The 20,143-nt window shown below is 57.7% G+C and carries 16 protein-coding genes; 10 read left to right on the forward strand and 6 right to left on the reverse strand.

What is annotated here, in order from left to right; translation table 11 throughout:
* Positions 1–9: 9 nt before the first annotated feature.
* The 5 genes from murA to MLD04_RS02735 all read left to right on the forward strand — a co-directional run bounded on the left by murA (position 10) and on the right by MLD04_RS02735 (position 5,425).
* Positions 10–1,272: a UDP-N-acetylglucosamine 1-carboxyvinyltransferase gene (murA, locus tag MLD04_RS02715; protein WP_248154533.1), complete on the forward strand. Its 1,263-nt coding sequence runs from the start codon at positions 10–12 to the stop codon at positions 1,270–1,272.
* Positions 1,273–1,301: 29 nt separating this feature from the next.
* Positions 1,302–1,949 (forward strand): ATP phosphoribosyltransferase, encoded by a 648-nt coding sequence (gene hisG, locus MLD04_RS02720; protein ID WP_008938933.1) that lies wholly within the window; start codon positions 1,302–1,304, stop codon positions 1,947–1,949.
* Between the two features lie 204 nt (positions 1,950–2,153).
* Positions 2,154–3,470 carry a histidinol dehydrogenase gene (hisD, locus tag MLD04_RS02725; RefSeq protein WP_248154535.1) on the forward strand — a complete coding sequence of 439 codons (1,317 nt, stop codon included), beginning with the start codon at positions 2,154–2,156 and terminating at the stop codon, positions 3,468–3,470.
* The gene (hisC, locus tag MLD04_RS02730; RefSeq protein WP_248154538.1) at positions 3,467–4,519 is read left to right on the forward strand and encodes a histidinol-phosphate transaminase; all 1,053 of its coding nucleotides are present in this window, start codon (positions 3,467–3,469) and stop codon (positions 4,517–4,519) included. The genes hisD and hisC overlap by 4 nt, the downstream gene beginning before the upstream one ends.
* A gap of 162 nt (positions 4,520–4,681) precedes the next feature.
* Entirely contained in the window at positions 4,682–5,425 is a 744-nt protein-coding gene (locus MLD04_RS02735; protein ID WP_248154540.1) for a Nif3-like dinuclear metal center hexameric protein, read from the forward strand.
* Between the two features lie 172 nt (positions 5,426–5,597).
* On the opposite strand, the gene MLD04_RS02740 is transcribed toward MLD04_RS02735, so the two are convergent.
* Positions 5,598–6,041, reverse strand: coding sequence for a Z-ring associated ZapG family protein (locus MLD04_RS02740; protein ID WP_248154542.1), 444 nt, complete (start codon positions 6,039–6,041; stop codon positions 5,598–5,600).
* A gap of 231 nt (positions 6,042–6,272) precedes the next feature.
* On the opposite strand from MLD04_RS02740, the gene zapE reads away from it, so the two are divergent.
* The 5 genes from zapE to MLD04_RS02765 all read left to right on the forward strand — a co-directional run bounded on the left by zapE (position 6,273) and on the right by MLD04_RS02765 (position 15,106).
* Positions 6,273–7,370 carry a cell division protein ZapE gene (gene zapE, locus MLD04_RS02745; RefSeq protein WP_248155383.1) on the forward strand — a complete coding sequence of 366 codons (1,098 nt, stop codon included), beginning with the start codon at positions 6,273–6,275 and terminating at the stop codon, positions 7,368–7,370.
* A 66-nt stretch (positions 7,371–7,436) separates the two neighbouring features.
* Entirely contained in the window at positions 7,437–8,621 is a 1,185-nt protein-coding gene (locus MLD04_RS02750) for a thiolase family protein (protein ID WP_248154544.1), read from the forward strand.
* Between the two features lie 306 nt (positions 8,622–8,927).
* On the forward strand, positions 8,928–10,760 hold the full coding sequence (locus MLD04_RS02755) for a DUF1302 domain-containing protein (RefSeq protein ID WP_248154546.1): 1,833 nt from the start codon (positions 8,928–8,930) through the stop codon (positions 10,758–10,760).
* Between the two features lie 33 nt (positions 10,761–10,793).
* On the forward strand, positions 10,794–12,155 hold the full coding sequence (locus tag MLD04_RS02760; RefSeq protein WP_248154548.1) for a DUF1329 domain-containing protein: 1,362 nt from the start codon (positions 10,794–10,796) through the stop codon (positions 12,153–12,155).
* 248 nt (positions 12,156–12,403) lie between these two features.
* Positions 12,404–15,106 (forward strand): LuxR C-terminal-related transcriptional regulator, encoded by a 2,703-nt coding sequence (locus MLD04_RS02765; RefSeq protein ID WP_248154550.1) that lies wholly within the window; start codon positions 12,404–12,406, stop codon positions 15,104–15,106.
* On the opposite strand, the gene MLD04_RS02770 is transcribed toward MLD04_RS02765, so the two are convergent.
* The 5 genes from MLD04_RS02770 to yacG all read right to left on the reverse strand — a co-directional run bounded on the left by MLD04_RS02770 (position 15,072) and on the right by yacG (position 20,115).
* The gene (locus MLD04_RS02770) at positions 15,072–15,992 is read right to left on the reverse strand and encodes a 1-acylglycerol-3-phosphate O-acyltransferase, YihG family (RefSeq protein ID WP_248154552.1); all 921 of its coding nucleotides are present in this window, start codon (positions 15,990–15,992) and stop codon (positions 15,072–15,074) included. The genes MLD04_RS02765 and MLD04_RS02770 overlap by 35 nt on opposite strands.
* A gap of 38 nt (positions 15,993–16,030) precedes the next feature.
* Positions 16,031–16,957: a glucosaminidase domain-containing protein gene (locus tag MLD04_RS02775; protein ID WP_248154554.1), complete on the reverse strand. Its 927-nt coding sequence runs from the start codon at positions 16,955–16,957 to the stop codon at positions 16,031–16,033.
* Between the two features lie 86 nt (positions 16,958–17,043).
* Positions 17,044–19,242 (reverse strand): hypothetical protein, encoded by a 2,199-nt coding sequence (locus tag MLD04_RS02780; RefSeq protein WP_248154556.1) that lies wholly within the window; start codon positions 19,240–19,242, stop codon positions 17,044–17,046.
* Between the two features lie 115 nt (positions 19,243–19,357).
* Positions 19,358–19,921, reverse strand: coding sequence for a YfaZ family outer membrane protein (locus tag MLD04_RS02785; RefSeq protein ID WP_248154558.1), 564 nt, complete (start codon positions 19,919–19,921; stop codon positions 19,358–19,360).
* Entirely contained in the window at positions 19,918–20,115 is a 198-nt protein-coding gene (gene yacG / locus MLD04_RS02790; RefSeq protein WP_008938919.1) for a DNA gyrase inhibitor YacG, read from the reverse strand. Before yacG ends, MLD04_RS02785 begins: the two co-directional genes overlap by 4 nt.
* Between the last annotated feature and the right edge of the window lie 28 nt (positions 20,116–20,143).

Here is a 20,143-nt window from a genome sequence, read left to right on the forward strand (position 1 = left end):
ACTTCTATTGTGGACAAACTCCTGATTCGGGGGCGCAAACCCCTCGATGGTGAAATTCGTATCTCCGGTGCCAAAAACGCCGCCCTGCCGATCCTCGCTGCCACCCTGCTGGCGGATGAGCCGGTAACGGTGGGCAACCTGCCGCACCTGCATGACATCACGACCATGATCGAGCTGCTCGGTCGTATGGGTGTGGAATTGATGATTGATGAAAAGATGAGCGTGGAGATTCACGCCAACACCATCAAGCATTTCCACGCGCCGTATGAGCTGGTGAAGACCATGCGGGCATCCATTCTGGTTCTGGGGCCTCTGGTCGCCCACTTTGGTGAAGCTGAAGTTTCGCTACCGGGTGGTTGTGCGATCGGCAGTCGGCCGGTCAATCTCCATATCCATGGATTGGAGATGATGGGAGCGGATGTGCGGGTCGAGAATGGTTACATCAAGGCCAAAACCAACGGTCGGCTGAAAGGCGCTCATATTTTCCTGGACACCGTCACCGTGACCGGTACCGAGAACCTGATGATGGCGGCGGCGCTGGCGGATGGCAAAACCATTCTCGAGAACGCCGCCCGTGAGCCGGAAGTCGTGGATCTGGCGGAATGCCTGATTGCCATGGGCGCTGATATCAAGGGCCACGGTACAGCAACCATCGAAATCAACGGCGTTGAGCGGTTGCACGGATGTCATTACGACGTGCTGCCTGACCGCATCGAGACAGGAACCTACCTGGTGGCAGCAGCAGCGACCGGGGGGCGGGTCAAGCTCAAGGATACCCGTGAGGATCTGCTCGAGGCGGTCCTGCTGAAGCTCGAAGAGGCGGGAGCACACATTACCACCGGCGACACCTGGATTGAGCTGGACATGAAAGGCAATCGTCCGAAAGCGGTCAGCTTGCGGACAGCGCCCTATCCGGCATTTCCAACCGATATGCAGGCCCAGTTTGCGGCCATGAATGCGGTGGCGGAAGGTTCAGGCACCATCGTGGAGACGGTGTTCGAAAATCGGTTCATGCACCTTCAGGAGCTGGGGCGAATGGGCGCCGATATTACCCTGGAAGGCAATGCCGCCATCATCAAGGGCGTTGAGCATCTGACCGGGGCGCCGGTAATGGCGACGGACCTGCGTGCTTCGGCCAGCCTGGTGATCGCCGGCCTGGTCGCCGACGGCGACACCATTGTTGACCGCATCTATCACATCGACCGCGGTTACGAGTGCATTGAAGAAAAATTGCAGTTGCTGGGCGCCAGTATCAGGCGACTGCCAGCGTGACAGACACAGACGGGAAACCGGAAGGACGCATGACAGATTCCATCACCATCGCTTTGTCGAAGGGGCGAATCCTCGATGAAACCCTGCCATTGCTGGCGGAAGCTGGTATTGAGCTGGTCGACGATGTGAAAAAATCCCGCAAGCTGGTGTTTCCGACTACGGATCCCGATGTTCGTGTGCTGATCATCCGGGCCACGGATGTTCCCACCTACGTGCAATACGGTGGGGCGGACCTGGGCGTGACCGGCAAGGATGTCCTGATGGAGCATGGAGCCGAGGGGTTGTATGAGCCACTGGATCTGAATATCTCCCGTTGCCGCCTGATGACTGCCGGTCCCAAGGGGCAAACTCCACCCAATGGTCGAATCAAGGTGGCCACCAAGTTCGTCAATCTGGCTCGAAGGTACTATTCCTCGCAGGGGCGCCAGGCGGATATCATCAAGCTCTACGGGGCGATGGAACTGGCGCCGATCCTCGGGCTGGCCGACGAGATCGTGGACATTGTCGATACCGGTAATACGCTCAAGGCGAATGGGCTTGAGGCGCGGGATTTGATTGAGCACATCAGCAGCCGTCTGGTGGTGAATCGGGCGTCCATGAAGATGAAACATGGTCGGATTAACCCCATAATCGAGAAGATGTCTGCGGCGGTAGAAAAGCGTCGCGTTGCCGAATAAGACTCCGGGGCCCGCTGGCTTCGGGGTTGGAGCAGACCGGGCACGGCTTTCCAAAACCCGCTCAAGCACGTCCCTGTGGCGCTTGAGCTCCGCCATCCCTGGCTCCGCACAGTTTTGGAAAGCCGTCCCCGATCTGCTTTGCAAACTTTTCTAGGCCATCCTATTACCACTGAAGCAATGTTCTCCTGAAACAGGAAAAGCGAAATGACTGACCTGACCATAAAGCGATTAAACGCCTCCCAGAGTGACTTTGACAGTGCGCTGGCCAAGCTGCTGGCCTGGGACGACAGCGTGGATCATCAGGTGAACGAGTCGGTCCGTCACATCCTGCACGAGGTGAAGACCCGGGGGGACCGGGCCGTCCTGGAGTTTACCGAGAAGTTTGATCGGTTGTCGGTTGGTTCTGTGGCTGAGCTGGAAATGGATAACGCGCGGCTGCAGCAATCCCTCAAGGCCATTCCTGAAGATCAGCGTGTGGCGCTGGAGCAGGCGGCCGAGAGGGTTCGGGATTACCACGAACGTCAGAACCAGAAGTCCTGGCAGTACGAGGACGCCGACGGCACGGTGCTTGGCCAGAAGGTGACACCGCTGGATCGGGCAGGGCTGTATGTGCCCGGTGGCAAGGCGGCGTATCCCTCGTCTGTTTTGATGAACGCCATACCGGCGAAAGTGGCAGGCGTTGGTGAAGTCATCATGGTGGTTCCCACTCCGGACGGGGTGGTGAACGGCATGGTTCTGGCGGCGGCCGCGATTGCTGGTGTGGATCGGGTGTTCACCATAGGTGGCGCCCAGGCCGTCGGGGCACTGGCTTACGGCACCGATACTATTCCCTCCGTCGACAAGATTGTCGGGCCCGGCAACATTTTCGTGGCGACTGCCAAGCGGGAAGTGTTTGGCGTGGTTGGGATCGATATGATTGCCGGACCGTCCGAGATCCTCGTGATTTCCGACGGCAAGACCGATCCGGACTGGATTGCCATGGATCTGTTTTCCCAGGCGGAGCACGATGAGCAGGCGCAGAGCATTCTGATCAGCCCGGATGGTGCCTTTCTGGATGCGGTGGAAGCGAGCATCAAAAGATTGCTGCCAACCATGGAGCGGGCCGACATCATTCGCACCTCCATGGCCGATCGCGCTGCCCTGATTCAGGTTTCGGATCTCAAAGAAGCCGCCGACGTCTCCAACCGCGTCGCTCCCGAGCACCTGGAGCTGTCCGTGGAAGACCCCGAGGCGATGTTGGAAGACATCCGCCACGCTGGTGCCATCTTTATGGGCCGCTACACGGCCGAAGCCCTTGGCGACTACTGTGCCGGTCCCAATCACGTGCTGCCGACCAGTGGCACCGCCCGGTTCTCGTCACCGCTGGGCGTTTACGATTTCCAGAAGCGCTCGTCACTGATCGGTTTCAGCGCAGTGGGCGCCGACCGGATGGGCCGGGTAGCCTCGGTTCTGGCTCGTGGCGAAGGGCTGACAGCACACGCCCGGTCCGCGGAATACCGGATCAAGGGTGGTGAGTCATGAGTCGATTCTGGAGTCCTCTGGTTAATGACCTGGTTCCCTATGTTCCGGGCGAGCAGCCCAAAATGGCGAACCTGGTCAAGCTCAATACCAACGAAAATCCGTTTGGTCCCTCACCAAAAGTGATCGAGGCGATCAAAGCCGAGCTGAACGATGGGCTCAGGCTGTACCCGGATCCCGAGGGCGAGGCCCTGCGCGAGACAATTGCGGAGTATCACGGAGTTACTCGGGATCAGGTGTTTCTGGGAAATGGCTCGGACGAAGTGCTGGCCCATATTTTCTATGGCCTGTTCCAGCACGGTGAGCCCATCCTGTTTCCGGACGTGACCTACAGTTTCTACCCGGTTTACTGTGGCCTCTACAAAATCGAGGGCAAGCCGGTCCCGCTCACGGACAGCTTTGAAATCGATCCGGAGGACTACCGTCAGCCCAATGGCGGGGTGATATTCCCGAACCCGAATGCACCGACCGGTCGTTACCTTCCGCTGGAGCAGGTCGAAACCATCCTCAAGGCCAACCCCGACCGCGTGGTCGTGGTTGACGAAGCCTACGTGGATTTTGGTGGGGAGAGTGCGATCACGCTGGTGGATCAATACCCGAACCTGCTGGTCAGCCAGACGTTGTCCAAGGCCCGCTCATTGGCAGGTCTGCGGGTTGGCTTTGCGGTTGGTCATAGGGATCTGATTGAAGCCCTGAATCGCGTGAAAAACAGCTTCAACAGTTATCCGCTGGACCGGCTGGCCCTGGCTGGCGCGAAGGCTGCGTACGAGGACGAAGCCTGGTTCCGTAAATCCTGTGATGGTGTCATCAGTGAGCGTGAGCGTGTCACCGAAGCACTGGAACTCATGGGCTTTGAAGTGCTCCCGTCCAAAGCCAATTTCGTCTTCGCCCGACACAAAGAGCACTCTGGCGAGGCGCTGGCAAAAAGTCTGAGGGAACAGGGCATCATTGTCCGGCACTTCAACAAGCCCCGAATCAGCGAGTTCCTGCGAATCACGATCGGTACCGCTGAGCAAAACGATGCACTAATCAAGGGTCTTCAGTCTATCTAACACTGAATGGCTCGCAGAGGTAGGCGGGGAGGGCCTTCCGGGAATGTAGAGGGCCATGGATGGCCCGAAACAAGCGCACATGGATGTGCTCGTAGCGGTTCCCGGAAGGCCCTCCCCGCCTGCCGTCGACTCCCAACTCAAAAGGTTACGAGGAGGAGCACCATGGCAGCCCGAAACGATATCCTGCGGACTATTAATGGCTGGCTGCAGCCTGAGAATTTCCAGGATTACTGCCCGAATGGCCTTCAGGTGGAAGGGAAGGAAGAGGTCAGCAGCATCGTCTCCGGTGTAACCGCCTCAAAAGCCCTGATTGAAGCCGCCATCGACGCCAATGCCGATATGATCCTGGTTCACCACGGCTATTTCTGGAAGGGTGAAGACCAGCGAATCCGGGGTATGAAGCGAGACCGCCTGAAACAACTCCTCGACAACGACATCAACCTCGTGGCCTATCATCTTCCGCTGGACGACCACCCGGATTATGGCAACAACCGTCAGCTGGCCAATGTACTCGACATCAGAAACCCTCGCCCGCTTGGCGGTCTGGTCTGGGAAGGCGAGCTGGCTGAGGCCATGAGCCCTCAGGGTTTCGCACTACACCTTGCCCGAAAACTCCACCGCGAGCCCCTCTGGGTGGGGGAAGGCCCGGAGAAAATCCGCAAGGTCGGCTGGTGCACGGGCGCGGCTCAGGGCTTTATCGAAAAGGCTCTGGATGCCGGTCTGGATGCGTACATCAGCGGCGAAATCTCCGAGCCGACGACACACACCGCGCGGGAATGCGGTATCCACTATTTTGCCGCAGGCCATCACGCGACTGAGCGTTATGGCGTGCAGGCATTAGGGAAGGCATTGGAAAAAGAGTTCGGAGTGAAGCACCAGTTTATCGATTGCGACAATCCGGTGTAAGGAGGCTACCCCCGGAAGTTTGGATAAGCGGGTGGGGCGTTGGCTCCCAAAACTGTGCGGAGCCATGGATGGCGGAGCTCAAGCGCCACAAGGATGTGCCGCAAGGAGCGGGTTTTGGGAGCCAGAGCCCCGCCCGCTCATACTCCGGACCTCCCAGTCTTGAAACATCAGCTCAGGCCTGAGAAGCCTTCTTCTCCTTATCCAGCCCGAAATCCTCGGCAAGCGTGCCCTTGGCCTCCGGATCGGTTTTCGGAGCGTAATCGCGAGGTGGTTCCGCCGGTGCGTCTTCCCGGACTTCCTCCAGCCGTTTCTTCGACGTCTCCTGCTGAAGTTCCTCCATCCAGTCCTCATCGTTACACAGGCGATTCGCGCCACGAGCCATATGCTGGTTGACGTCCCGGTAAGCGTCGTTGAACCGGCGCAGCAGATGGGCCGACTCCATGAAGTGCTCGTTCACCTGCGCCTGATAGCGGGTGAATTCACTCCGCAACTCTTCGATCTGCTGCTCTGCGCGGCGCTGTCGCAGTGTCTGGCCCTGGCCGGACCGGCCCACCAGAACCCCGATAACAATGCCAACAACCAACGCGGCAAGCGCTGCCAGAATCAGGTTCGTCATATGCTGTGTCGTCCTTTTTGCTGGAAATGAGCCAAGCTCCTTGCCGAAGTATAACGCGACGGAGCATCGGGCGCCCACGTTCCGGGGGTGCAACAATCGTCGTATTGCTCTTGTGGTGGTTCCGAATGGCCAAAAAATGCGAAATGAGCGACAATACCGCGCCCAAATTCACGTTCAACCTCCGGGATCACCTTAATGACAGCATCGATGTCCTCTGAAACCAGTGCGAACCTGACTCCTTGGCAACGGTACCAAAAGGATCTTGAACGCCCGGATTTTCACAGGGACGCGGCGCAGGAAGATGCCGTCAAACGTCTTCAGTCACTGTACGACAAACTGGTGGACGCTGAAAGTGAACGTAACAAAGCGATGGCCAAAATTCGCCGCAAACTGAAGAAGGGCAAGGAAACGCCCGTCAAGGGGCTGTATTTCTGGGGCGGCGTTGGCCGCGGTAAAACCTATCTCATGGATACCTTCTATGAGTCCCTGCCGTTCGACCGGAAGATGCGGGTACATTTTCACCGCTTTATGCAGCGGGTTCACAACGAGCTGAAATCTCTGAAGGGTGAGAAGAACCCTCTGGATATCGTCGCCAAAAAGTTTGCGGACGAAGCCCGCGTGATCTGTTTCGACGAATTCTTTGTTTCCGATATCGGGGACGCGATGATCCTGGCCACGCTGATGGGCGGGCTCTTCAGTCGGGGCGTCACGCTGGTTTGCACCTCCAACATCGTTCCGGATGGCCTTTATAAGGATGGGCTGCAGCGTCAGCGTTTCCTGCCCGCGATTGCCCTCGTGAAGAAGCACACCGATGTCGTGAACGTCGATGGTGGCGTCGACTATCGCCTCCGGACCCTCGAACAAGCTGAGCTTTACCATTTTCCCTTGGACGAGGAAGCGAGTCGGAGCCTTCGGCAGAGCTTTGATAACCTGGCGGTGGAAGCCGCAAAACACAGCAAAACCATGGAAATTAACGGTCGGAAGATTCCGGCTCAGGCCCACGCTGACGACGTGGTCTGGTTTGATTTCAAAGATGTCTGTGACGGTCCCCGGAGCCAGAACGATTACATCGAGATCGCCCGTCAGTTCCACGCCATCATTGTCAGCAACGTGCCCGTCCTCGGTGGGGACAAGGACGATCAGGCTCGCCGTTTCATCAACATGATCGACGAATTTTACGATCGCAACGTGAAAGTCATCATGTCCGCCGCTGCGCCGATCACCGAATTGTATGCCGGCGGTCGTCTTGGATTCGAATTCGAACGCACGGAGTCCCGTTTGCTGGAAATGCAATCACGGGAATACCTCGAAGCACCACACAAACCCTGAAGCCAGCACGTCTGCCGTCCGGGCGCGCTGTTGAATGAGAAGAACGAAACAATCTGGAGAGATTTTATGAGCAACGACAACGTAGTCATCGTCAGTGGCGTCCGCACGCCGATGGGCGGTTTCCAGGGCAGCCTGGTTGACGTATCCGCGCCGGAGCTGGGTGCGATTTCCATTCAGGAGGCGGTCCGTCGCGCGGGTCTGCAGCCGGCAGACATCCAGGAAGTCATTATGGGCAACGTTTTGCCGGCGGGTCTGAAGCAGGGCCCGGCCCGGCAGGCCATGCGCAAGGCCGGGCTTCCGGACCATACCGGGGCGACCACAATTAATAAGCTCTGTGGTTCCGGCATGAAGGCCGCCATGTTTGCCCATGACCTGATTAAGGCCGGCAGCAACGACATTATGGTCGCCGGTGGCATGGAGAGCATGTCCAATGCGCCCTACCTGTTGCTCAATGCGCGCAAAGGGTATCGCATGGGACCGGGAGATGCCGCTCAGGATCACATGTTCCTGGATGGCCTTGAGGACGCTGAAACCGGTCGGCTGATGGGTGCTTTTGCCCAGGATATGGCGGATAAGAAGGGGTATACCCGCGAAGAGATGGACAACTACGCCATCAACTCCCTGAAGCGCGCACAAAAAGCGATCAAGGAAGGGCTGTTGAAGGACGAAATTATCCCGGTGACCGTGAAGACCCGGAAGGGTGAGGTTGTGGTCGAGGACGACGAACAGCCTTTGACGGCCAACCTGGACAAGATTCCGACTCTGCGCCCGGCGTTCAAGAAGGATGGCACGGTTACGGCGGCCAATGCGTCGTCCATTTCAGATGGTGCGTCCGCGCTGGTGTTGATGCGTGAGTCCGAAGCCGAGAAGCGGGGCTTGAAGCCGCTGGCGAGAATTGTCGGTCACAGCACGCAGTCCCAGCATCCGTCCGAGTTTACCTGTGCGCCCGTAGCTGCGATGGAAACGCTGTTCGCGAAGACAGGCTGGTCGAAAGATGACGTGGACCTGTTCGAGATCAATGAAGCGTTCGCCATGGTCGCCATGATGCCGATCAAGGAGTTGGGGCTGGATCCGGATAAGGTGAATGTTCATGGCGGAGCTTGCGCCCAGGGCCATCCGGTCGGGTCTACGGGGTCCCGCCTGCTGGTTACCTTGATGTATGCTCTGAAGCACTATGGCAAGAAAAAAGGTGTTGCGGCTCTCTGTATCGGTGGGGGCGAAGCAACCGCAATGGCGATCGAGATGCTCTGATCGCGCCAGGTTTTACGCCAGGCGTTTCAAAGAGGGCGGCCGGAAAGACGCATCCGGCCGCCCTCTTGCGTTCGGAAGCTATCGAATCTGGTTGGCGATCCATTTGTTGTCTATAGTGATTTTCAGTGCGAGAAAACCGGGCGGCTGTTGGGGATGAAAAGCAAAATCATACTTTTGACTGATCAAAGCCTCCGATTCCGTTAGCTATAGTGCCACCATCACGAGCACTGTGCATGAAGCCTCCAATACATCGTGAACACCAATAATCAGAGCAGCGACTCAGAACAACAATGGAGTAGCCTTCCAATGACAAGAAAAACTCAGCAATGGCAGCGTTGGACCAAATTGCCGCTGGCGGCGGCGATCGCGGCCACCGTATCGGGTCAGGCCTCTGCCTACTCTTTCTACATGGGAGATGTGGAAGCCCAGTTCAATACGACGCTGTCTGCGGGTGTGGGTTGGCGTGTTGAGGACAGGGATAGCCGCTTGATTGCTCAAGGCAATCTCGGCCCGGAGTATGCCAATACCACGGTGGGTGCCTCGACCAATAACTACGACGACGGCAACCTTAATTTCGATCAGTGGGATACCTATTCCAAGATTGTGAAGGGCAACAGCGAGCTGTTCCTGGATTATTCCGTGGACAGTGACATGCTCACCCGCGTTGGTGGTCTGTTGCGCGGTCGGTACTGGTATGACTTCGAGCTCAAGGATGAAAGCCGGGCCGTGGATTATGTTGGCCAGCAGCGGGAACTGAATGACCAGGCCAAGGACAATGCCTCCGGCGGTGAGATTCTGGATGCCTACGTCTTCTCTGACTGGTACTTCGGGAATGTTCCGGTGAGTTTGCGTTACGGTAAGCAGGTGGTGAGCTGGGGCGAAAGTACGTTCATTCAGGGCGGTATCAATACCATCAACCCCATCGACGTTCCTGCGTTCCGCGCTCCGGGTTCCCAGCTGAAAGACGCACTGCTGCCAGTCGAAATGTTCTATGGTTCGGCGGGGATTACCCAGAATGTCACGGTCGAGACTTTTGTCCAGACAGACTGGGAGCCCGTGCGTCCGGATGACTGCGGTACCTTCTTCTCCACCAACGATTTTGCTGCTGATGGTTGTGGACCGGTTCTTCTGGCTGGGCAGTTGCCTGACTCACAGGCGTATGCGCAGGGTTTTATCGCGCCGCGTGAGGGTGATCGAGAGGCGGATGAAAAAGACCAGTTTGGTGTTGCCGTACGTTGGTATGTGCCTGAGTTGAACGACTCCGAGCTGGGTTTCTACTACATCAAATACAATAGCAGGCTTCCCTACGTCAGCGGCCGGGTTAATGATCCGGCGAACGGTGTTCAGTTCCCGTCCTACTTTATTGAGTATCCCGAGAATATTGATCTTTACGGTATCAGTATCAACACCACTACTCCGGGGGGGTGGTCTCTGGGTGCCGAGTACAGCTTCCGTGAAAACCTACCGCTTCAGTGGAACGCCTTCGAGCTGCTATATGGAGGCGCGCAAATCGAAAATCCGGTCACTGGAGATAATGCGAGTCTTCTTCAGGATCAGCGTGAGGCTGAGGCCGGCGGTGCTGATCTGAGCGGTCAGGTGGTCAAGGGTTATGACCGCTTCAAGGTGTCACAGGCCCAGTTCACTCTCATCAAGTTCTTCGATCAGGTCATGGGTGCCAGCCGGCTGTCGTTCATCACGGAATTCGGCGCAACTTACGTTCATGACCTTCCGAATACAGACGAGGCACTTTATGGTCGTTCAGGTACTTTCGGTGTCGGTACCCGAGTTGGCGGTGGCTGTGCAGAGTTGAACCTGAATGACTCCTACTGTACTACGGATGGCTACACCACAGCCTTCTCCTGGGGCTACCGTGCCCGGTTCGTCTGGGACTATCCGAATGCCATCGCCGGTATCAACCTGTCTCCGCAGCTGGCCTGGAGTCACGACGTCCAGGGTTACAGCCCGCAGCCGGGTGGTGCTTTCAACGAAGGCAGCAAGGCAATTGGTCTGTCCCTGCAGGCGGTTTACCAGAACAAGATTACCGGCAACATCGGGTACACGAACTTTTTCGGCGGCAAACCGTATAACGAGTTGACCGACCGTGATTTCGTAACCGCGAGCGTGTCCTACTCCTTCTGAACCGGCAAGAATTCGTTCAACGAGGTAACTTAAATGAAATTGAACAAGAAACTACTGACCACGGGTGTTCTGGCTGCCAGTTTGTGTGCCGGCCAGGCCTGGGGTGCGGTTTCTGCGGCAGAAGCGGCGAAGCTGGGGGATACCCTGACGCCGATGGGCGCCGAGAAAGCCGGTAATGGCGGTGCTATCCCGGCCTGGACGGGTGGTCTGACGACACCGCCTGCGGGATACAGAGGCGATGGTATCTACGTCAATCCTTTCCCGGAGGAGAAGCCCAAGTTCGTGATTGATCAGAGCAATGTTGACCAGTACAAAGACAAGCTTTCGCCCGGTCAGGTTGCCATGATCAAGAAGTACGACGATTACTTCATGCCGGTCTATGAAACGCACCGTACGGCTGCTTACCCTGATGACGTCATGAAGCAGACCGTGGAGAACGCGACCAAGACCGAGCTGATCAAGGACGGTAATGGCCTGGGCAACTACGAGAGTGCCACGCCTTTCCCCATTCCCAAGAATGGTCTGGAAGTCATCTGGAACCATATCACCCGCTACCGGGGTGGATCGGTTCAGCGTAACGTGGGCCAGGTGACCCCGACGGTTGACGGAGATTACTCCGTCGTCCGCTTCCAGGACGAGCTGACCTGGCGGACCTACCTGACGGATTACAAGCCGGGTGACGATCCCAACGTTCTGTTCTACTTCAAGCAGGCTATTACGGCACCGGCTCGTCTGGCGGGTAACGTGCTGCTGGTTCACGAGACCATTGACCAGGTGGCCGAGCCCCGTCGTGCGTGGATCTACAACGCGGGTCAGCGTCGTGTGCGTCGCGCCCCGCAGGTTGCCTATGACGGACCGGGTACCGCTGCCGACGGCATGCGTACCTCGGACAACTTCGACATGTACAACGGCGCGCCCGACAAGTACAACTGGCAACTGGTTGGCAAGCAGGAGATGTATATCCCCTACAACTCCTACAAGCTGATGGATCGCAATCTTAACTACGATCAGATCATCAAGGCTGGCCACATCAATCAGGAGTACACCCGTTACGAGCTGCATCGGGTATGGCATGTTCGTGCGACCCTGAAGAAGGGCGAGCGCCACGTATACGCCCAGCGAGACTTCTACATCGACGAAGACTCCTGGCAGGCAGCGGTCATCGACCACTACGATGGCCGGGGCGAGCTGTGGCGTGTTGCGGAAGCTCATGCAGTGCAGTTCTACGATCAGGTAGTGCCCTGGTACGCGATCGAAGTTCTCTACGATCGCTTGTCCGGTCGTTATCTGGCGCTGGGTCTGACGAACGAGGAAGCCGATCCCTACGAGTTCGGTATCAAGCGCAGTTCCCGTGATTACACACCTGCGGCCCTGCGCAGGGCGGGAACGCGGTAAGCGTTCCTGAACCTCGAGTAGCGAAGGCGGACCATCTGGTCCGCCTTTTTTTGTGTTGAGAGCCAATGCTGTTAAAAAAACGGCGCTCAAACAATTTGTTACACGTCAAAGTTTTGCAGGCGTGCCCCCACTTGGTTTAACCTTCCTCTAATACTAAAGGCGTACCCGAAGCAGGACGCCAATCAAAAGTCATTGGGCATATCCAATACCGGTTGCGGTACTTCTTGCTATCGCGGTTCGGTTTGAACATGGGGCAGTGCGTGAAACCATTCAGTGACGGTCGAGCCGCCAACGACGAATTCCAGTCTGCGAACAAGGGACTCCAGCGAGGGGAACTGGTTCGGGACCTGTTACGTCAGCGCGTGAAGGTGCCTGATCTTCCCTCGGATTTTATGGCAAGGCCGAACCTGGATGCCCAGCTTGCAGAAGCAATCCGTCCTGCGACCACCGTCTTTGTCGAAGCACCGAGCGGATTCGGAAAATCCTGCTCCATCCTCAGTGCGATGAAATCGCGAGAGAGCGATTCTGGTGGGCTGCGCTGGATTTCCCTGACCAATCAGGAGAACGCGCCGGTTCGCTTTCTCACACTGTTATCCATGGCACTGGAGTTGCCCGAGGAGCTGGAGAGCGCCCTGCAAGGTGGTGCCAGTTTTTCCGACGCCCTGGCCATGTTGCTGGTCGCCTGGTCGCGGCAGTCCGATTCAGCACTCCAGGTACTCGTTCTGGATTCGTTCCAGTCGTTGACCAACCCGGCGGCAACCGCACTGGTTCATCAGTTATGCCGGGATCTCCCGAAGAGCCTCTGCCTGATTGTCGCTTCCCGGTGTCATCTGCCCTTTGAAACTCACAATCTGGAGTTGGAGAATCGGTTCGTCCGGATTGCTTCGGAATTCCTGGAGTTCAGTCGCTCTGAGACCTTCGAATTTTTCAGGCAGTCACCCGACGGAGGGGGGCTGACAAGTGTGGCGATCGACCGCTTGTACGACCTGACCGAGGGCTGGCCGACGCCTCTTGCGCTTTACCGGCGGGAACTACAGCGTGGCCCTGATCGCAAACCCCTCCAGGAATGTGCGAGTGTCGAGCGCTTCCTCAGGGACACGGTTCTGGGCCAGCTTACGTCGGCGCAGAGTCGTTCCATTCGGGCCGTGGCCGAACTGGAGCTGTGTTCCGACGATCTCTTCTCCATCCTGCAGGAATGTCTGGCCGAGGCAACGATGCCGCCTTCCGAGATGTGCGAGCGGGGGCTACCGATTCGGTCTATGCCCGGCAGAGGTCGCTGGTATCGTCTGAATCCCTTGTTGCAGGAATGGTTGCAGACACAGGCCATGGCGGGCTACAGCGAGCGTATGGTGATTGCCAGTCGCTGGTTCAGTCGGCAGCAGCAGTTTCCCGAGGCGCTGCGTTATGCGCTGCTTGCCGGTGATGGTGACGAGGTCATCCGGATTGCGTCAGAGAGTTCCGAAGCTTTGTTGCTGGGGCAGGACACGGCATCCTTGCTCCGGCTCAGGAAGAGCCTGCCTCCCAGGCTTCTTGAGCACAGCGGGCGGCTGCGCATCGTTTACAGTTGGGTCCACGCCATCGGCGGTCAGTTCCGACAGGCCCGCGCTCTGATTGATGGCCTTGCTGATGAGGAACGCTCCCAACATGCTGCGCGTCTCGCCGCCTTGCAGGCCTTTATCCTTCGGGGTGAGGGCAAGGTTCAGCCGGCGCTGGACTTCGCGGACCAGGCACTGGCTGACGACACGCTGTCACCGCAAGGCCAGTTGGTAACGCAAATGGTCCGTTCCAGTGCCCTGTGTGCAGCAGGCCGATTCCAGGATGCCAGGGACGCCAATCGCGCAGCCTCCCGATTGGCTCGGGAGGCGGGCGACTCCGGTTCGGAGGCGTTAGCCGTGTATTCCCATGCCCGGATCGAGCTGGGCAAGGGGGCGCTAAGACATGCGGAGCAATTGCTGCGGACCGGCTTGGATACCGCGATTCAGGAACTGGCGCGGCCCGCACGGATTGGAGAAACACGGCTGCAGCTGAATCTGGTTCTGGTCCTGTGGCACCAGGGCCGGTTCGACGAAGCGGACCGTCTGCTGGTGCTCTGCGGTCGCCATGCAGAGCAGACCCGGGATCTGGGTCTGTTGCTGGCCATGGCGATACGGGTTCTGATCTGCCGTGCCCAGCAGCGCCTTGACGATGCCTTCGTCTGGATTGGTCGGGCCGAGCGGACGATGCACTCCTGGCAAGTCGACGAATCCCTGTTTGTGCCGGTACTCGAAGCACTCAAGGCCAGTTGCTGGCTGGCCCAGGGCCAACCAGACAGCGCCTTCCACGCCCTACAGCGATTGCAGCCATACCGGGACGCCGGGTGCGTGCCGGAGTTGTTCCCGATGATGCCCGGATTGCTGGACTGCCTCGAGGTGCGAATACACCTTTCCCGGGGCGATCTTGTCCGGGCACGGGAAACCCTGCTAAAGACAGCGCGGCAATATCAGGAGACTATTCCCTGGGGCGTGGAGCTGCACGTGAAGTTGCTGGATGCCGTACTTCTCCACGAGGAGAAGGGACTAGCCCCTGCCCGAAAAGCGTTGGTCGCGGTGGTCGAAGAAGCCACGCCAGAGCATTTCATCAGTCCATTTGCCGAATTGCGGGGCGAGCTTCAGGGATTGATGGAAAAGTGCAACGATCAGTTGCCCGACTCCCGATTCAAGCAGTCACTGGCGGAACTGTTCGGCCTGCGTTCGGAAGACGGGAACGCTGATACCCTGCAGGAACCGATCAGTGAGCGGGAGCAGGGGGTCCTGGAACTGATCGCCCAGGGGCTTTCGAATCAGGAAATTGCGGATAAGCTCCACATTTCCCTGCATACAGTGAAAACCCATGCCCGGCGGATCAACGCCAAGCTGGAGGTCCGGTCCAGGACCCAAGCTATTGTACGGGCTCGGGAGTTAGGGCTGCTGTAGCTTTCAGTTCGCCGATCCGCTGGTCTTTCTCGGCCCATAGTTCACCGATCCAGCGCTGGAATTCGGTCCGGATTTCCCGGTTATTCTCATAGTCCATCCCCAGAAAGCGGGTGGGAATTTCCCGCACCTGAATATCCACAATGATGTGTCGGATCCTGCCGCAGAGGTAGTCCCAGAACCCGGTGTGAGTCCCCGGATAAACGATCGTGATATCCAGCATGGTATGGATCATGTCGCCCATCGCGCCGAGCACAAACGCGGTTCCGCCGGCCCGGGGCTTCAGCAGGTGAGTGTAGGGTGATTTCTGGCGGCGGTGCTTTTCATCGGTAAATCGGGTGCCTTCCATGAAATTGAAAATGGTGACAGGCGTGTACCGGAATTTCTCACAAGCTGCCTTGGTCGCTTCGATATCCTTACCCTTCAGTTCCGGCCGTTTGGCAATTTGTTCCTTGGTGTGGCGATGCATGAACGGAAAATCCAGTGCCCACCATGCGACCCCCAGCAAGGGCACCCAGATGAGTTCCTTCTTGAGGAAAAATTTCAACAGGGGAATGCGGCTGTTCATGACGTACTGGATGGCCGGAATATCTGCCCAGCTCTGGTGATTGCAGGTGACAAAATACCAGTGCTCGCGACTGAGGTTGTCAACGCCACGCACATCCCAGCGTACCTTGTGAAGAAGGTCCATCAGCAGGTTGTTGAACCCGATCCAGATCCTGGCAATCCAGTTGAGAATGCGGGTACAGGCTTTGCGGAGCGAGTGTGCGGGGATCGCGAGCTTTATCAGGGCAACAACCAGGAGTACGGGGAGCAGGACAAGGGTGTTAAGCAGGATCGACAAGGCCGCCAGGGTTCCCTTCAGCGGCGCAGGCAGGCTATCTAGCATTCGATTGAATCTCGGTCTTGAACGTTGTTGAGAAGGGGTCAGCCTTCCGCGTTATCGGACAACGCGGTATTACCGGGCAGCAGTCGATCCTCAGAGCGAGTCGATACCAGCTGCTGGAGGGTGGCGAGGTTGTGATCCTTGACCGTCGCCCGAAAATCATCATCGTAGAACTCCAGGTTGTTGTAGTGGATCATGCCCCGGATTTCTTTTACATATTCCTTCCCGCGTTCGGAATAGCCAAGGAGGCCTTGAGCCATTTCGATGCCTGACAAAGGACGCTGCTGCTCACGATCCTGGATCCGGATCTCACGAAGCGATTGATAAGTGGCGTGCCGGTTCAGGTTCTGAATGTAGGCCCTGATGGAGCCATAGGGAGATGAAAATCGCGCCACCTCGTGATTTGCGCCTTCAACCCGGTGTTTGGGTACCAGGCCGCAACCCGTGCTGAAGCACCATTGACCGAACAGGTTGTTGCCTTTCCTCGCGAAGCGAGAGGTTCCCCAGGCAGACTCATTGGCGGCCTGGGCCATGATCAGGGACGGTGGAATCACATCGAGCCGCTTTTCAAGCAGTTGCCATTGTTCCTCGCTGCCCGGTGCTGCATCAATCTTCAGGCGGTCTGCCTGGCCCTGGAGCCACTTTTTCTCGCGAGCCGTCAGGGAGGACTTCTGCCTCAATTGCATCATATAGTTCCGCTCAATCAGCACCCGGGAATTCGCCAGAACGATACGGGGGTAGAGGAATGAGAAGAAAGCGGCCTTTTTCTCGGTGGTGTCCCTGATCTGGCTGAAATCCGGCAGGGGTTCCCGGGCCCAGTCAGGCAACCGCGGAAGGTCTTTTGATGCCAGTGCGATACTGCCGTTGGTATCAAAATCAGAATTCGGTACCGGCACATAGAAACCGCCTCCGATCGCAAATGCGATAAGTGGCAGTATCAGCAACAGGGCCCGTTTTCCTGCAGACATAAAACCTCTCGTCAGAACCGATATGACAATGATTATAACAGGTTATACGGGCGAATCTCCGATTGGATCCAATTCGAGGTCAGGGCTCAGGGCAGCCGCGTGGCCATCACCAGTCCGACGGCCTGCTCGCCGCTGTTGGTATCGCGCAGTCGCAGGAACAGTTGAGAGTGATCGTCGGTATAAAAACCATCCAGAATGAAGTTGCCGCTGGTGAATGACACTTGGCCATTGATGGCTCCGCTATGGGTGTAGAAAAACGTCTGGTCGATGGACGAAGAGGCCGGCGGGGCCACCTGATTGCCGGAGATGGTATTAATCACTGAAAGGACCTCGCCAGTCAGTGTTGCAGTGTCAGACTGGAGCGTCAGGACAGCATTATCGAAGTGTCGCAGGTGATTGGCACTGGAAGACAGGCCCAGAGCCACGCCTTGCAAACGATAGCGTCCGGACGTTGGGGCCCCTGAGGAAGGCTGTGGCGCAGCAATCAGCAGGCCATCGCCCACCGGGCTGTCGTCGAGATTGAAAGCAAGCAGTGAGCCCGTGGGCGTACTCGCCCCCATTCCAACGTCTGGGCTCGCGAAATCCTTCGCAGGCGTATTTTGGTCAAGATTGAGACGACCAATTTGTTTATCTTCCTTGCTGAGTCGCGATTTTCGGGCGGTTACTAGCCACTGATCATTTATGGTTCCCGCTTCGCTCTTTGTCACCGTACCGCTATCGTCCTGTCGAACGGTTGAGAGTTGCAGCGCCTGGGTGATATTGCCGGATCCGTCAATCGACCAGGTGCCCAGGCCGCTTTCGAAGGCCAGGGGCGTGGATGCGCTGTTCGGATCGTTGAAGCGGGTGGACAGGTACAGGGCGTTATAGTCCTTGTTCTGGATGACCGACGGATCGAACGTGTCATTCCCGGCCGGACGTAACAGGTGCAGCTCGAAAATCGACTGATAGTTCTTTTCGAGCGTCTGCTTGCGGCGCAGTTGATCGCCATTCACCTCCAGTTCGATCGTCTTGCCCGCGTCGAAATAACCGGCAAGCACCCGATCAGGTCCAACGGTGCTGTCGACCGGCGTGCTGGTGAAGGCGTCCAGATAGTAGGGGTTTCTCGTCCAGCCGGTTATCCGGGAGCTGCCACGCCCGGTGATGCTCTGGTAGAGCGAACGGCCTGCCAGAAGCCGGGTGTCACCTTTCAATGTGGCCGCGCCGGGTGAGGATGAGTGGGTGTTTCTTTCCCAGTATTCCGAGCCCCTGAGGAAAAACTGATTACTATCGGCGTGCAGCAGCAGAGCCCGGTCATAGGGAATGTCCGTGGCGAGAGACGTTACCCGGATACTGAAGGCGTCAAAACTCGCGAGCGTCAGAGCGGGGTAGACATATGCAGCACAGTTACCGTCGGAATCTGGCAAGCATTCCTCCTGGGCGGTTTGCACCGTCCACTGTCCGGCGCCGCTGATAATGGGTTCCGCGAAGGATTGGCCCAGCCCGACACCGAGAAAAACGGAATTGTAATCAGCGGAACTGGCGCTGATCTTTCCGGAGGAGTCCTCGTCGAGCAGGGCGTAATCCGCCATTGCCGACACGTAATGGGCGAAGTCACCCCGCTGATGCAGAAGATCGAGGGCGGATTGCACGGTCGCGGTTTCAGGGATGTCGATCTCGAAATCCTGGATCTGGTCGGCCAGGGTGGACCAGACGTACTTGTTCAGGCACAGCTGGCCGGACGCATCGTTAACACAGTCCAGGATGCTCCCGAGTTCGCCTGGCGTGTAGTTGGCCAGACCATAGCGCACGAGGTATTCCGAGAAAGGATTCACCTTGATGTCCCGATCGGAATCGGCGGCGAGGGCCCTCATCCGGGCATTGCCGTAAGTCGCATCGATGACCACATTGGGCGCCAGCGGCTGACCATTCTCAAAGGCAATGATGGTGTAGCCGGCCGAGTCCAGGCGGGTCGTGGTCTTGACGCTGCTTACCTTCTGGAGGGCCGTGTTGGTAACGTAGACGCTGACGGTATCTGGCTGGACGATCCGAAGCTGACGGCGTGTCAGTTCGCCGTCGGGCGCCACACTGCCGGGAACTTCCATGGTGATACGGACTTCGTTGGACGCCAGATCGCTATTGTTGGTGGAGTCACCGGTGCTGCTGTTGCTGAAGTCATCGACAGGGTTCTTGACCCCGGCGAAGTCATTCGGCTCGCTTCGTGCGCCACTTATCGCCTGCTCGCCGCTGCCGCAGCCGGTCAGAAGAGCGGTCGACAGAGACAGACACAGTCCCAGTTTCCAATACATGTGAGGCCATCCGTGCTAGGAATTCGGAGGACCCAGTCTAACAGCGCAAGGGGGGAGAAATCGTGAAGAAAGGCACGAAACCGGGGCCCATGGATCCGGGCCCCGGTCTTATGGGTCAGAAATAAACCTTGATGCCGGCCAGAACGCCTTCGTCCAGATTGATATCGCCCCGGTAGGGGGCATCCAGATCGGTGTTGAGGTACCGATAGCCGGCAAACACCTCAGCGTTGCGAATGACCCGGTAACTGCCTCGCAGTTCCAGGTTGGTCATGTCATCGGATTCACCGAAGGACAGAATGCTCGGCGCGTAATGCAGTGAGCCAGTGAAGGACAGGCCCGGCACACGAGGCAGGTTCACGGTGGCATAGCCGCCGATGCCCAGTGCGCCGCCATCCAGTTTATGGTCATCCCAGGCAATGCCCTTGACGCCGATGCCCGCTGTTGTCGGCAGATTGCCAAGCGCAGTACGACCCTGGGCGTGGAAGTCCAGGTTGACAATGTGGCGGCTTCCCTCGTGATAGGTGTAGCCAGCGCCCAGTTGGGTATCGTTGTTTGAGCCGAAGAAATCCACTTGTCCCTTGACGGAGTTGTTGGTCAGGCTCAGGTCGACATCACCCGCATACGCGAACGGTGCCGAGGCCAGGGTAATCAGGATTACTGAAACACGGGAGACTTTCATTCTTCTACCTTCCTGTTTTCGGATTGTTGATACGCGTCGGACAGCGCGTCCTCGTCTTCGGACGGTACCCGGTATTCCTCATTTGCCCAGGCACCGAGATCGATCAGCTTGCAGCGCTCAGAGCAGAAGGGCCGGTACCGGTTATCTTCGGACCATTCTACGGATTGCTTACAGGTGGGGCATTGCACAAACATGGCGATTTTTTCAGGTTGATGACTCGAA

Source organism: Marinobacter koreensis (assembly GCF_023156285.1).
GTDB lineage: Bacteria > Pseudomonadota > Gammaproteobacteria > Pseudomonadales > Oleiphilaceae > Marinobacter > Marinobacter koreensis.

Coding starts and splice junctions, on each gene's coding strand:
- hisG (WP_008938933.1), top strand. CDS start 1,302: ATGACAGATTCCATCACCATCGCTTTGTCGAAGGGGCGAATCCTCGAT.
- hisD (WP_248154535.1), top strand. CDS start 2,154: ATGACTGACCTGACCATAAAGCGATTAAACGCCTCCCAGAGTGACTTT.
- hisC (WP_248154538.1), top strand. CDS start 3,467: ATGAGTCGATTCTGGAGTCCTCTGGTTAATGACCTGGTTCCCTATGTT.
- MLD04_RS02735 (WP_248154540.1), top strand. CDS start 4,682: ATGGCAGCCCGAAACGATATCCTGCGGACTATTAATGGCTGGCTGCAG.
- MLD04_RS02740 (WP_248154542.1), bottom strand. CDS start 6,041: ATGACGAACCTGATTCTGGCAGCGCTTGCCGCGTTGGTTGTTGGCATT.
- MLD04_RS02750 (WP_248154544.1), top strand. CDS start 7,437: ATGAGCAACGACAACGTAGTCATCGTCAGTGGCGTCCGCACGCCGATG.
- MLD04_RS02755 (WP_248154546.1), top strand. CDS start 8,928: ATGACAAGAAAAACTCAGCAATGGCAGCGTTGGACCAAATTGCCGCTG.
- MLD04_RS02760 (WP_248154548.1), top strand. CDS start 10,794: ATGAAATTGAACAAGAAACTACTGACCACGGGTGTTCTGGCTGCCAGT.
- MLD04_RS02765 (WP_248154550.1), top strand. CDS start 12,404: ATGGGGCAGTGCGTGAAACCATTCAGTGACGGTCGAGCCGCCAACGAC.
- MLD04_RS02770 (WP_248154552.1), bottom strand. CDS start 15,992: ATGCTAGATAGCCTGCCTGCGCCGCTGAAGGGAACCCTGGCGGCCTTG.
- MLD04_RS02775 (WP_248154554.1), bottom strand. CDS start 16,957: ATGTCTGCAGGAAAACGGGCCCTGTTGCTGATACTGCCACTTATCGCA.
- MLD04_RS02780 (WP_248154556.1), bottom strand. CDS start 19,242: ATGTATTGGAAACTGGGACTGTGTCTGTCTCTGTCGACCGCTCTTCTG.
- MLD04_RS02785 (WP_248154558.1), bottom strand. CDS start 19,921: ATGAAAGTCTCCCGTGTTTCAGTAATCCTGATTACCCTGGCCTCGGCA.
- yacG (WP_008938919.1), bottom strand. CDS start 20,115: ATGTTTGTGCAATGCCCCACCTGTAAGCAATCCGTAGAATGGTCCGAA.